Source organism: Pseudomonas sp. LBUM1658 (genome assembly GCF_059716055.1).
On record NZ_CP166798.1, the window covers coordinates 4,959,465 to 4,972,214 of the forward strand.

Genomic DNA, 12,750 nt, shown 5'->3' on the forward strand with positions numbered 1-12,750 from the left:
TGCGGCACTCCCGGTACCGCCAAAAGATCGCAGGCTACGCCAGCTCCTGCAAAAGCTGCGTCCGACCTCGGTCCCGTAGAAAGAAGCCTCATTTCAAGCCACCTGCGCAACGAGTTGTTGCGCCAGCAGGTGTTTGAGCAACGACCGATAAGCCAACACCCCACGGCTTTTGCCGTCGAACTGCGAAGGTGTCAGGCCGGCCCGGCTGGCATCGCGCAAACGGGTATCGACCGGAATGTAGCCTTGCCAGATGTCGTCGGGATACATGTCGCGCAGCACCCGTAAGGTGCCCAGGGAAGCCTGGGTCCGGCGGTCGAACAGGGTCGGTACGATGCTGAAAGGCAACACCTGCTTGCGCGAGCGATTGATCATCGCCAGGGTGTTGACCATGCGTTCCAGACCTTTGACCGCCAGGTGCTCGGTCTGTACCGGAATCACCAACTGCTGGCTGGCCGCCAAGGCATTGACCATCAGCAAGCCGAGCAACGGCGGGCTGTCGATCAGCGCGTAATCGAAATCCTGCCACAACTGCGCCAGGCTCCTGGCGATCACCAGGCCCAGGCCACTCTGGCCCGGCGACTGACGCTCGAGGGTGGCCAGCGCGGTGCTCGACGGCAACAGGGAAATGCGTTCGTCACTGGTCTTGAGCAGCAATTGACCGGGCAACCCGGCCGGCACACTGCCCTTGTGCAGAAACAGGTCGTAGCCGCTGTGTTCGAGGCTGTCAGGGTCATAGCCGAAGTAGCTGGTCATGGAGCCGTGGGGGTCGAGATCGACCACGACCACGCGCTTGCCCGCCTCGGCCAGCAAACCGGCTAGAGCGATGGAACTGGTGGTTTTACCAACACCACCCTTTTGATTGGCGACTGCCCAGACTCTCATTCGGATTGTTCCTCCCGGTCGAACAAGTTCAACCGAGAAATAGCGCTACGTTATAGAGCCGGCGACAGAGAATTGACGGCACTCTCAGGCCCCGGCGACTTTACAGACGTGGGTGCAGTTTGTGTGCCAGCACGCTTCAAGGCCGCATCCGGCTTGGCATTCGCCGCCCCGGTAGCGGTCAGGCTGCGACGCACATCGAGATTGCGCGAGACCACCAGCACCACCCGCCGATTGCGCGCACGGCCATCGGCGGTGGCATTGTTGGCCACCGGTTGAAACTCGCCGTATCCCACCGAAGCCAGGCGGCCGGGATTCACCCCCTGCATCGCCAGCATGCGCACGATGCTCGCCGAGCGCGCCGAAGACAGCTCCCAGTTGGTCGGGTATTGCGCGGTGCGGATCGGCTGATTGTCGGTAAAACCTTCGACGTGAATCGGGTTATCGAAGGGTTTGAGAATCACCGCGACCTTATCGATGATATTGAACGCGATATCGCTGGGCATCGCGTCGCCGCTGCCGAACAGCAGGCTGGAATTGAGTTCGATCTCTATCCACAGCTCATTGCCGCGGATGGTCATCTGCCTGGAGCTGAGCAGGTCGCCGAACGCCGCGCTGATGTCATCGGCGATCGACTTCAGCGGGTCATTGCTCGCCCCGGCGATGCCGGCATCGACTTGCTCGCTGTCCTTGACCAGGGGTTGCGCCGGGGTGACCGTCTTCGCTCGTTCGTCGCCAATCGGAATCGGCTTGAGGGCGCGATCCGAATCGGTGAACACGCCAATCAACGCCTCGGAAATCACCTTGTACTTGCCTTCGTTGACCGACGAAATCGAATACATGACGACAAAGAAAGCGAACAGCAAGGTGATGAAGTCGGCATAGGACACCAGCCAGCGTTCGTGGTTGACGTGTTCTTCAGTGTGGCGACGACGAGCCATAGTCCATTACCCCATCAGTCCATGAAACCCTGAAGCTTCAACTCAATGGAACGAGGATTCTCACCTTCGGCAATCGACAGGATTCCTTCAAGTAACATTTCGCGATACCGCGACTGGCGCATGGCTATCGACTTGAGTTTGCTGGCAATCGGCAACAGCACCAGGTTGGCACTGGCGACCCCGTAGATGGTTGCGACGAAGGCCACGGCAATCCCGCTGCCCAATTGCGAAGGGTCGGCCAGGTTGCCCATGACATGGATCAGGCCCATCACCGCACCGATGATGCCGATGGTCGGCGCATAACCGCCCATGCTTTCAAAGACTTTGGCAGCTTCGATGTCGCGGCTTTCCTGGGTGTAGAAGTCCACCTCGAGGATACTGCGAATCGCTTCCGGCTCGGCACCGTCCACCAGCAATTGCAGGCCTTTTCGCGAGTAATTGTCGGGTTCGGCATCGGCCACCCCTTCCAGCCCGAGCAAACCTTCCTTGCGCGCCGTCAGGCTCCAGCCGACCACCCGATCGACGCCGCCGGCCAGGTCGATCCTCGGTGGAAAAATGATCCATACCAGGATCTGCATCGAACGCTTGAAGGCGCTCATCGGTGCCTGCAACAACGCCGCGCCGACCGTCCCGCCGATCACGATCAAGGCCGCCGGACCGTTGGCCAGCGCCCCGAGATGACCGCCTTCCAGGTAGTTGCCGCCTATGATCGCGACAAACGCCAGGATGATCCCGATGAGGCTTAAAACATCCATCAGAGACACGCCTCGACCAGATGCTTGCCGATCTCGTCCAGGCTGTACACCGCGTCCGCCAGGTCAGCCTTGACGATCGCCATCGGCATCCCGTAGATCACGCAGCTGGCTTCGTCCTGGGCCCAGATCGCGCTGCCACCCTGCTTGAGCAGGCGTGCGCCTTCGCGGCCGTCGGCGCCCATACCGGTGAGTACCACCGCCAGAACTTTGTCACCGTAGGACTTGGCCGCCGAACCGAAGGTGATGTCCACGCACGGCTTGTAGTTCAGACGTTCGTCGCCCGGAAGGATTTTCACCGCGCCACGGCCGTCGATCATCATCTGTTTGCCACCCGGCGCCAGCAAGGCCAGGCCCGGACGCAGAATGTCGCCGTCCTCGGCTTCCTTGACGCTGATCCGGCACAGCTTGTCCAAACGCTCGGCGAAGGCCTTGGTGAAGGCCGCCGGCATGTGCTGGACCAGCACGATCGGCGCTGGAAAGTTTGCCGGCAATTGAGTCAGCACCCGCTGCAACGCGACCGGGCCACCGGTAGACGTACCAATCGCCACCAGCCTGTAGGCTTTGCGTTTCGGTGCCGGTGAGCTTGGGCTGGCCACTGGCGTGCGAGCCGGAATCGGCGCGGGAGCCGGACGTGTCGGCACACTGCTGCCCAGACTGCTGACCGCGGGTGACGGTGCCGCGAACGGTTGCGCCGCCGGAGCGCTGCTGTAGGCACTGAAACGCCGGTTGCTGTGGGAGATGCTGTGAACCTTCTCGCACAGCAGTTGCTTGACCTTCTCGGGGTTGCGCGAGATGTCTTCGAAATTCTTCGGCAGGAAGTCCACCGCACCGGCATCCAGCGCATCGAGGGTGACCCGGGCGCCTTCATGGGTCAGCGAGGAGAACATCAATACCGGGGTCGGGCAGCGCTGCATGATGTGCCGCACTGCCGTGATGCCATCCATCAGCGGCATCTCATAGTCCATGGTGATCACGTCCGGCTTGAGGGCCAGGGCCTGATCGATCGCCTCTCTACCATTGGTCGCCGTACCGACGACCTGGATATTCGGATCCGCTGAAAGAATTTCCGAGACGCGGCGGCGGAAAAAACCCGAATCATCCACCACCAGGACCTTGACTACCATAAACACTCCGTTAGGCAGGGCGGGGCAAGACTGCCCTGCTCCACCAGAATCAAATACGCCGCGCGGCGTAACGCTTGAGCATGCTCGGGACATCGAGAATCAAGGCGATGCGGCCGTCACCGGTAATGGTGGCGCCGGACATGCCCGGGGTTCCCTGGAGCATTTTGCCCAATGGCTTGATGACCACTTCTTCCTGGCCAACCAGTTGATCGACGACAAAGCCGATCCGCTGGGTGCCCACCGAAAGGATCACCACATGGCCTTCACGCTGCTCTTCATGAGCGGCGGAAGCGACCAGCCAGCGCTTGAGGTAAAACAGTGGCAGCGCCTTGTCGCGCACGATCACCACTTCCTGACCGTCGACCACGTTGGTGCGCGACAGGTCGAGGTGGAAGATCTCGTTGACGTTGACCAGCGGGAAGGCGAAGGCCTGGTTGCCGAGCATGACCATCAGCGTCGGCATGATCGCCAGGGTCAACGGCACCTTGATGACGATCTTCGAGCCCTGGCCCTTGGTCGAGTAGATGTTGATCGAACCGTTGAGCTGGGAAATCTTGGTTTTCACCACGTCCATGCCCACGCCACGACCGGACACGTCGGAAATCTCGGTCTTGGTCGAGAAGCCTGGCGCAAAGATCAGGTTGTAGCATTCGGTGTCGCTCAGACGATCCGCGGCATCCTTGTCCATCACCCCACGTTTCACCGCGATGGCGCGCAGGACGTGAGGGTCCATGCCCTTGCCGTCATCGGAGATCGACAGCAGGATGTGGTCGCCTTCCTGCTCCGCCGCCAGAATCACTTTGCCGCCGCGGGACTTGCCCGCAGCTTCGCGCTCTTCCGGCGATTCGCAACCATGGTCGACCGCGTTGCGCACCAAGTGGACCAGCGGGTCGGCCAGGGCTTCGACCAGGTTCTTGTCGAGGTCGGTTTCTTCGCCGACCAGTTCCAGGTTGATCTCTTTCTTCAGCTGCCGTGCCAGGTCGCGGACCAGTCGCGGGAAGCGCCCGAAGACTTTCTTGATCGGCTGCATGCGGGTCTTCATCACCGCGGTCTGCAGATCGGCCGTCACCACGTCGAGGTTCGACACGGCTTTGGACATGGCTTCGTCGCCACTGTTGAGACCCAGGCGCACCAGGCGGTTACGCACCAGCACCAGTTCACCGACCATGTTCATGATCTCGTCCAGCCGCGCGGTATCGACCCGCACAGTGGTCTCGGCTTCGCTGGCCGGCTTTTCCGCTGGCGGCGAAGTCGGGGCACGGGCAGGTGCAGCCGCTGCGGCAGGCTTCGGTGCTTGAACCTTGGGTTCAGCTGCCTTGGCGACAGGCTTGACCACTGCTTTGACCACCGGTGCGGCCACTGCAGCGCTGGCGCCCATTTCAGTGAACTTGCCTTTGCCGTGCAATTCATCGAGCAGCGATTCGAACTCGTGATCGGAAATCAGATCACTGCCCGCCGCTACCGCGCTGGGCGCGGCCGGAGCCGGTACCGCAGCGATAGCCGATTCCAGGGCTTCGACCGCGAAGGTGCCCTTGCCGTGCAACTGGTCGAGCAGTGCTTCGAATTCGTCGTCGGTAATTTCGTTGCTGGCCGCTACGGCCACAGGGGCTGCAGGCTCGACCGGTGTGGCGAGTGCGTCGACCGCGAACTGGCCTTTGCCGTGCAACTGATCGAGCAACGACTCGAACTCGGCATCGCTGATTTCATCGCTGCCCGCCGCTACCGGTGCTGCTGCAGGTGCTTCGGCTTGGGCCTTCACCGCATTGAGCGAGTCGAGCAACAATTCGAATTCATTGTCAGTGACGTCCCCCGAATCGCTCTCGGCGACCGGTTCGGCACTCACTTCTACCGCCACTGCAGCGGCGGGCTCAGCCAGGCGCGCCAGGGCCGCCAACAACTCTGGCGTTGCGGCGGTGACCGTGGTGCGCTCGCGGACTTCGGTGAACATACCGTTCACCGCATCCAGCGCTTCCAGAACCACGTCCATCAATTCCGAGTCGACCCGTCGTTCACCCTTGCGCAGGATGTCGAAGACGTTCTCGGCGATGTGACAGCACTCCACCAGCTCATGCAGCTGGAGGAAGCCGGCGCCCCCTTTTACAGTGTGAAAACCGCGAAAGATTGCATTGAGCAAATCCGCATCATCGGGTCGGCTTTCCAGCTCGACCAGTTGTTCGGACAGTTGCTCAAGAATCTCGCCGGCCTCAACCAGAAAATCCTGAAGGATCTCTTCATCGGCGCCGAAGCTCATGTGTATGGGTGCTCCTGATAGGTCGGCCTAAAATCCAAGGCTGGAAAGCAAATCGTCTACATCGTCCTGACCGGACACAACGTCTTCACGTTTATCGGCATGAATCTGCGGACCTTCACCCTGAGACAGATGTTTTTCTGGATCTTTTTCCGCGAGGATCGCTTCACGGTCATGTTCAATGCCGGCAAAACGGTCGACCTGACTGGCCATCAGCACCAATTTGAGCAGATTGCTTTCAACTTCCGTGACCAACTGAGTCACGCGCTTGATCACCTGACCGGTAAGGTCCTGGTAATCCTGCGCCAGCAGGATGTCGTTGAGATTGGCCGAGACGATACGATTCTGTTGCTCGCTGCGCGTCAGAAAACCGTCGACCCGCCGGGCCAGCTCACGGAACTCTTCGGCACCGATTTCGCGGCGCATGAAACGTCCCCAGTCGGCACTCAACGCCTGGGCGTCATTGGTCAGGCCGTTGACCAGCGGCGTGCTGTCCTCGACCAGATCCATGGTGCGATTGGCCGCAGCTTCGGTCAGCCTGACCACATAGGACAGGCGCTCAGTGGCATCCGTGATCTGTGAAACTTCCTTGGCTTGCGGCATGTTCGGGTCAATCTGAAAATTGACGATCGCACTATGCAGTTCGCGAGTGAGCTTGCCGACTTCCTGGTACAGGCCGCGATCACGGGTCTGGTTGAGCTCATGGATCAATTGCACAGCATCGCCGAATTGGCCTTTTTCAAGGCTGTCGACCAGCTCGCGGGCATGTTTTTTCAGGGTTAATTCAAAATCGCCCTGTGAAGTTTCGTAATGCTCCATAGCTCCCCCATGGCGAATTCCATCAACCGATGCGTTCGAAGATCTTTTCAATCTTGTCTTTCAACGCCTGGGCCGTGAAGGGTTTGACCACGTAGCCATTCACTCCGGCCTGAGCGGCCTCGATAATTTGCTCGCGCTTGGCTTCGGCCGTGACCATCAGCACCGGCAGGTGCTTGAGCTTTTCATCGGCACGCACGTGACGCAGCAGGTCGATACCGGTCATGCCGGGCATGTTCCAGTCGGTTACCAGAAAGTCGATGCTCCCACTGTTGAGGACCGGAATCGCGGTAGTACCGTCATCCGCCTCGACCGTGTTGGTGAACCCAAGGTCACGCAACAGGTTTTTAATGATCCGCCGCATTGTTGAGAAGTCATCAACGATGAGGATTTTCATGTTCTTGTCCAATTCGACCTCCAAGCAGTCTTAAAACGCGCCCAGCACCTGTACGCGCCATCGCTATCAATTCGGCGTAACACTCAACGGTTGTATGAAGCACAACGGGCCGTGACCGGTTCAGCAACAACGCCGTACCAGCCTCGTTCGCAGTGTCCCCACACTGCCTGTCAGCGCGCTCGCCACTCCCCCAAACGCCCCCGCAAGCGGGCCGCGCACTGGCTGTGTAACTGGCTGACCCGCGATTCGCTGACCCCCAGGACCTCACCGATTTCCTTGAGGTTCAGCTCTTCGTCGTAGTACAGCGCCAAGACCAGTCGCTCACGCTCCGGCAAATTGGCAATCGCGTCCGCCAACGCAGCCTGGAAACGCTCATCTTCCAGATCACGCGACGGCTCGAGATGAGCACTCGCGCCATCCTCATGCAGCCCTTCATGTTCGCCGTCCTGCAACAGATCGTCGAAACTGAACAGTCGGCTGCCCAAGGTATCGTTCAAAATCCCGTAATAATCGTCGAGACTCAATTGGAGTTCGGCCGCAACCTCATGATCTTTAGCGTCGCGACCGGTTTTAGCTTCAATTGAGCGAATGGCGTCACTGACCATCCGGGTATTGCGGTGTACCGAACGCGGCGCCCAGTCACCTTTACGCACCTCATCGAGCATCGCCCCACGAATACGGATACCGGCATAGGTCTCGAAACTCGCACCCTTGCTGGCGTCGTATTTGGTCGAGACCTCGAGCAGGCCGATCATCCCGGCCTGGATCAGATCCTCGACTTGCACACTGGCCGGCAGACGCGCCAGCAAGTGGTAGGCAATCCGCTTGACCAGCGGCGCATGACGCTCGATCAGCTCGTGCTGACTGTCACGTGCCGAGGCTTTGTAAAGGTTGTAGCCGCTGGATGTCATATGACGGGACCCGCTGTTTGATGCACCAGGCGCTCGACGAAAAACTCCAGGTGCCCGCGCGGATTGGCTGGCAACGGCCAGGTATCGACTTTCTGCGCGATGGCCTTGAATGCCAGCGAGCATTTGGAACGCGGGAACGCTTCGTAGACTGCACGCTGCTTTTGCACCGCCTTGCGCACGCATTCGTCGTAGGGCACCGCACCGACGTATTGTAAGGCGACGTCGAGGAAGCGATCAGTGACCTTGGTCAACTTGGCGAACAGGTTGCGCCCTTCCTGCGGGCTCTGCGCCATGTTGGCGAGAACCCGGAAACGGTTCATGCCGTAATCGCGATTGAGCAGTTTGATCAGCGCGTAGGCGTCGGTGATTGAAGTCGGTTCGTCGCAGACCACCAGCAATACTTCCTGGGCTGCCCGGACGAAACTGACCACCGACTCGCCAATCCCGGCGGCGGTGTCGATCACCAGCACGTCGAGGTTGTCGCCGATATCGCTGAAGGCCTGGATCAGCCCGGCATGCTGCGCCGGACTCAGGTGCACCATGCTCTGCGTGCCGGACGCCGCAGGAACGATGCGGATTCCGCCCGGCCCCTGCAGCAGCACATCGCGCAGTTCACAGCGCCCCTCGACCACATCGGCCAGAGTGCGTTTGGGTGTCAGTCCCAACAGAACGTCGACGTTCGCCAGCCCCAGATCGGCATCCAGCAGCATGACGCGCCGGCCGAGCTCTGCTAGAGCCAGGGACAAGTTCACTGACACGTTAGTTTTCCCGACGCCACCTTTGCCGCCGGTCACCGCGATCACCTGTACGGGATGCATGCTGCCCATGTTCGTTCTTTACCTTGTCTTACTTAGACGGAGGCCACATAACTGGCTGCGCGTTCCCATTGGAACAATGCATGGCAGACCATCGATGTAGGTACACTGCAATCTATTCATGATTACCTCAGCCGACCCGCTTGGTCGGACTGTGGTAGAGGTCAGCGAACATATCAGCCATGGCTTCTTCGCTGGGTTCTTCCTGCATCTGCACACTCACTGCGCGACTGACCAATTGATGGCGACGCGGCAAATGCAGATCATCCGGTATCCGCGGCCCATCGGTCAGATAGGCAACGGGTAACTGGTGACTGATCGCCAGGCTCAACACTTCGCCCAGACTCGCTGTTTCATCCAGTTTAGTCAGGATGCAGCCAGCCAGCCCGCAGCGTTTGTAACTGTGGTAAGCAGCGGTTAGAACCTGTTTCTGGCTAGTGGTTGCCAGGACCAGATAATTTTTTGACTTGATCCCGCGCCCGGCCAGGCTTTCCAGCTGCATGCGCAACGCCGGGTCGCTGGCTTGAAGGCCGGCGGTATCGATCAACACCACACGCTTGCGCAGCAGCGGATCGAGGGCCTGGGCCAGGGACTGGCCCGGGTCGAGGTGGGTCACCGGCACATTGAGGATGCGGCCCAGGGTCTTGAGTTGTTCCTGGGCACCAATCCGGTAGCTGTCCATGCTCACCAGCGCGATGTTCTGCGCGCCGTACTTGAGCACATAACGCGCCGCCAGCTTGGCCAGGGTGGTGGTCTTGCCCATGCCGGCGGGGCCGACCATGGCAATCACCCCGCCCTCTTCCAGCGGCTCGATTTCGGGTGTGGCAATCATCCGCGCCAGGTGCGCCAACAGCATGCGCCAGGCCTGACGAGGTTCTTCAATTTCAGTAATCAGTGCCAGCAAATCCCGCGACAGCGGACCGGACAAACCGATGCGTTGCAGACGGCGCCAAAGGTTGGCTTGCTGGGGCCGACTGCCTTGCAACTGGTTCCAGGCCAGCGAGCCCAACTGCACTTCCAGCAGTTCACGCAGGCCATTGAGTTCGAAGCGCATCGAGTCGAACGCCCGCTGATCCACTGAAGGCGCAGCCGATGGCGGCGCAGGGCGCGGTGGTTCGACGAAGGTCGGCTCGATCAGGGGTTCAGCGGCGGTCAGCGGCAAACCGGCGTACAACTGACGATTGTTCGTTGAATCGCCATCCCCGCGCAGGCTCAGTTCCGCCTGGGCGGTGACGATCCGCGACTGGGTTTTGCGCAGTTCGTCTTCGAGTTCGATATTTGGCACGCGCGGAGCCAGCGCGGACAGTTTGTAATCCAGGGCAGCCGTCAGCTCGACCCCGCCGGCGATCCGGCGGTTACCGATAATCGTGGCATCGGCGCCCAGCTCATCGCGAACCAGTTTCATGGCCTGACGCATATCGGCGGCGAAAAAACGCTTAACTTGCATAACCCACTACCTCAGCCGTTGGGCCCTACTGTCGCAACGATGGTCACTTGCTTGTTGTCAGGAATTTCCTGATACGCCAACACATGCAAACCCGGGACTGCCAGACGTCCGAACCGCGAAAGCATCGCGCGGACCGGACCGGCTACCAGCAATATCACCGGTTGACCTTGCATTTCCTGACGCTGCGCCGCATCGATCAACGAGCGTTGCAACTTCTCGGCCATGCTTGGCTCCAGCAGAACGCCCTCTTCCTGGCCTTGTCCTGCCTTCTGCAAACTATTGAGCAATATCTGTTCCAACCTTGGCTCAAGGGTGATCACAGGCAGCTCGGACTCAAGCCCTACAATGCTTTGGACGATGGCACGGGACAATCCGACGCGCACCGCGGCAACCAACGCGGCAGTATCTTGACTCTTGTTGGCGTTGTTCGCGATGGCCTCGGCGATGCTGCGGATATCGCGCACCGGCACCTGCTCGGCCAACAGCGCCTGCAGCACCTTGAGCAGTTGCGACAGCGACAGAATGCCCGGCACCAACTCTTCCGCAAGCTTAGGCGAACCTTTGGCCAGCAACTGCATGAGTTGCTGGACTTCTTCGTGGCCGATCAGCTCACTGGAGTGCTTGTAGAGAATCTGGTTGAGGTGGGTGGCGACCACGGTGCTGGCATCGACCACCGTGTACCCCAGCGATTGCGCCTGGGCGCGCTGGCTGACCTCGATCCACACCGCCTCCAGGCCGAAGGCCGGATCTTTGGCGGTAATGCCATTGAGCGTGCCGAAGACCTGCCCCGGGTTGATCGCCAGTTCGCGATCCGGGTAGATCTCGGCCTCGGCCAGGGTCACCCCCATCAGGGTCAGGCGGTAGGCGCTGGGCGCCAGATCGAGGTTGTCTCGAATATGCACGGTGGGCATGAGGAACCCGAGATCCTGGGAGAGCTTCTTGCGCACGCCCTTGATCCGCGCCAGCAACTGACCACCCTGATTGCGGTCCACCAGCGGAATCAGCCGGTAGCCGACCTCCAGGCCGATCATGTCGATCGGCGTCACGTCATCCCAGCCCAGCTCTTTGGTTTCCTGGGCGCGGGCTGGCGATGGCAGCAGCTCCTGCTGGCGCTGGACCTCTTGCAGCGCCTGGACCTTGACCACGCTCTGCTTCTTCCAGAACAGATAAGCACCGCCGCCAGCCAGGGCGGCCATGCTGAGAAAGGAAAAGTGCGGCATGCCCGGCACCAGGCCCATCACCGCCATCATGCCGGCGGCCACAGCCAGGGCCTTGGGCGAGGCAAACATCTGCCGATTGATCTGTTTGCCCATGTCTTCGGAACCGGAAGCACGGGTCACCATGATCGCCGCGGCGGTCGACAGCAACAGTGATGGCAATTGCGCCACCAAACCGTCACCAATGGTCAACAGCGCGTAGACCTTGCCCGCATCGCCAAAGCTCATGCCGTGCTGGAAGATACCCACCGCCATGCCACCGATCAGGTTGATGAACAGAATCAACAGACCGGCGATGGCATCACCGCGAACGAATTTGCTGGCACCGTCCATGGAACCGTAGAACTCGGCTTCCTGGGCCACTTCCATCCGGCGCGCCTTGGCCTGGCCCTGATCGATCAGGCCAGCGTTCAAATCAGCGTCGATGGCCATCTGTTTGCCGGGCATCGCATCAAGGGTGAAACGCGCGCTCACCTCGGAGATCCGCCCGGCACCCTTGGTCACTACCACGAAGTTGATGATCATCAGAATCGCGAAGACCACGATACCGACCACGTAGTTACCGCCGATCACCACCTCACCGAAGGCCTGGATCACCTTGCCGGCGGCGGCATGGCCGTCCTGGCCGTGGAGCATCACCACCCGGGTCGAGGCCACGTTCAGGGCCAGGCGCATCAAGGTGGCGACCAGCAGAATGGTCGGGAACACCGCAAAATCCAGCGGCCGCAAGGCGTAGACGCAGACCAGCAGCACGACGATCGACAAGGCAATGTTGAAAGTGAAAAACACATCGAGCAGGAACGGCGGGATCGGCAACATCATCATCGCCAGCATGACCAACAGCAACAGCGGCACGCCCAGATTGCCTCGACTGAGGTCCGCCAGGTTGCTGCGAGCACTGTTGACTAACTGAGAGCGATCCACCGGTATTCCCCGTCCCTTGAAGCAAACTTTTGACGCCGAAAGCAGGCGCAAAGCGGCTACTGCAAGAAGCCTTCCAACTTTTGCCCAGGCGGAAAATAGTGGAGCGATGAAGATGTATAAGGATCAAGGATTTGCGGTGCCTGGGAGGACGCTATCGCGAGCAAGCCCGCTCCCACAGGTGTTGTGTCGGTCGCGCTATTGCGATCTGGCATAGATCCCCTGTGGGAGCGAACTTGCTCGCGATGAGGCCAGCACTGCTACCAACCATCAAGAGGG

Annotated in this window: 11 protein-coding genes; all 11 read right to left on the bottom strand. The window is 60.3% G+C overall.

Annotated elements, in window-relative coordinates; genetic code table 11:
• Window positions 1–93: 93 nt before the first annotated feature.
• Window positions 94–882 (bottom strand): ParA family protein, encoded by a 789-nt coding sequence (locus ACA064_RS22765; protein WP_497670140.1) that lies wholly within the window; start codon window positions 880–882, stop codon window positions 94–96.
• A 50-nt stretch (window positions 883–932) separates the two neighbouring features.
• The gene (gene motD, locus ACA064_RS22770; RefSeq protein WP_497670141.1) at window positions 933–1,820 is read right to left on the bottom strand and encodes a flagellar motor protein MotD; all 888 of its coding nucleotides are present in this window, start codon (window positions 1,818–1,820) and stop codon (window positions 933–935) included.
• 14 nt (window positions 1,821–1,834) lie between these two features.
• Entirely contained in the window at window positions 1,835–2,575 is a 741-nt protein-coding gene (locus tag ACA064_RS22775) for a flagellar motor protein (RefSeq protein ID WP_497670142.1), read from the bottom strand.
• The gene (locus ACA064_RS22780) at window positions 2,575–3,699 is read right to left on the bottom strand and encodes a protein-glutamate methylesterase/protein-glutamine glutaminase (RefSeq protein WP_497670143.1); all 1,125 of its coding nucleotides are present in this window, start codon (window positions 3,697–3,699) and stop codon (window positions 2,575–2,577) included. Before ACA064_RS22780 ends, ACA064_RS22775 begins: the two co-directional genes overlap by 1 nt.
• A gap of 49 nt (window positions 3,700–3,748) precedes the next feature.
• Window positions 3,749–5,950, bottom strand: a complete 2,202-nt coding sequence (locus ACA064_RS22785) for a chemotaxis protein CheA (RefSeq protein WP_497670144.1) — start codon at window positions 5,948–5,950, stop codon at window positions 3,749–3,751.
• Window positions 5,951–5,977: 27 nt separating this feature from the next.
• Window positions 5,978–6,766, bottom strand: a complete 789-nt coding sequence (locus tag ACA064_RS22790; protein WP_497670145.1) for a protein phosphatase CheZ — start codon at window positions 6,764–6,766, stop codon at window positions 5,978–5,980.
• 22 nt (window positions 6,767–6,788) lie between these two features.
• A complete protein-coding gene (locus ACA064_RS22795) occupies window positions 6,789–7,160 on the bottom strand; it encodes a chemotaxis response regulator CheY (RefSeq protein ID WP_024012118.1) in 372 nt (123 codons plus the stop codon).
• Between the two features lie 170 nt (window positions 7,161–7,330).
• The gene (gene fliA / locus ACA064_RS22800) at window positions 7,331–8,071 is read right to left on the bottom strand and encodes an RNA polymerase sigma factor FliA (protein ID WP_497670146.1); all 741 of its coding nucleotides are present in this window, start codon (window positions 8,069–8,071) and stop codon (window positions 7,331–7,333) included.
• The gene (fleN, locus tag ACA064_RS22805; protein WP_497670147.1) at window positions 8,068–8,898 is read right to left on the bottom strand and encodes a flagellar synthesis regulator FleN; all 831 of its coding nucleotides are present in this window, start codon (window positions 8,896–8,898) and stop codon (window positions 8,068–8,070) included. The genes fliA and fleN overlap by 4 nt, the downstream gene beginning before the upstream one ends.
• 118 nt (window positions 8,899–9,016) lie before the next feature.
• On the bottom strand, window positions 9,017–10,333 hold the full coding sequence (gene flhF / locus ACA064_RS22810; protein ID WP_497670148.1) for a flagellar biosynthesis GTPase FlhF: 1,317 nt from the start codon (window positions 10,331–10,333) through the stop codon (window positions 9,017–9,019).
• 11 nt (window positions 10,334–10,344) lie between these two features.
• Entirely contained in the window at window positions 10,345–12,474 is a 2,130-nt protein-coding gene (flhA, locus tag ACA064_RS22815) for a flagellar biosynthesis protein FlhA (RefSeq protein WP_497670149.1), read from the bottom strand.
• Window positions 12,475–12,750: the final 276 nt, after the last annotated feature.

Bases quoted from the DNA above. Each gene is read 5' to 3' on its own strand.
- flhF (WP_497670148.1), bottom strand. From the start codon at position 10,333: ATGCAAGTTAAGCGTTTTTTCGCCGCCGATATGCGTCAGGCCATGAAA.
- ACA064_RS22795 (WP_024012118.1), bottom strand. From the start codon at position 7,160: ATGAAAATCCTCATCGTTGATGACTTCTCAACAATGCGGCGGATCATT.
- ACA064_RS22780 (WP_497670143.1), bottom strand. From the start codon at position 3,699: ATGGTAGTCAAGGTCCTGGTGGTGGATGATTCGGGTTTTTTCCGCCGC.
- ACA064_RS22765 (WP_497670140.1), bottom strand. From the start codon at position 882: ATGAGAGTCTGGGCAGTCGCCAATCAAAAGGGTGGTGTTGGTAAAACC.
- ACA064_RS22785 (WP_497670144.1), bottom strand. From the start codon at position 5,950: ATGAGCTTCGGCGCCGATGAAGAGATCCTTCAGGATTTTCTGGTTGAG.
- motD (WP_497670141.1), bottom strand. From the start codon at position 1,820: ATGGCTCGTCGTCGCCACACTGAAGAACACGTCAACCACGAACGCTGG.
- ACA064_RS22775 (WP_497670142.1), bottom strand. From the start codon at position 2,575: ATGGATGTTTTAAGCCTCATCGGGATCATCCTGGCGTTTGTCGCGATC.
- ACA064_RS22790 (WP_497670145.1), bottom strand. From the start codon at position 6,766: ATGGAGCATTACGAAACTTCACAGGGCGATTTTGAATTAACCCTGAAA.
- fleN (WP_497670147.1), bottom strand. From the start codon at position 8,898: ATGGGCAGCATGCATCCCGTACAGGTGATCGCGGTGACCGGCGGCAAA.
- fliA (WP_497670146.1), bottom strand. From the start codon at position 8,071: ATGACATCCAGCGGCTACAACCTTTACAAAGCCTCGGCACGTGACAGT.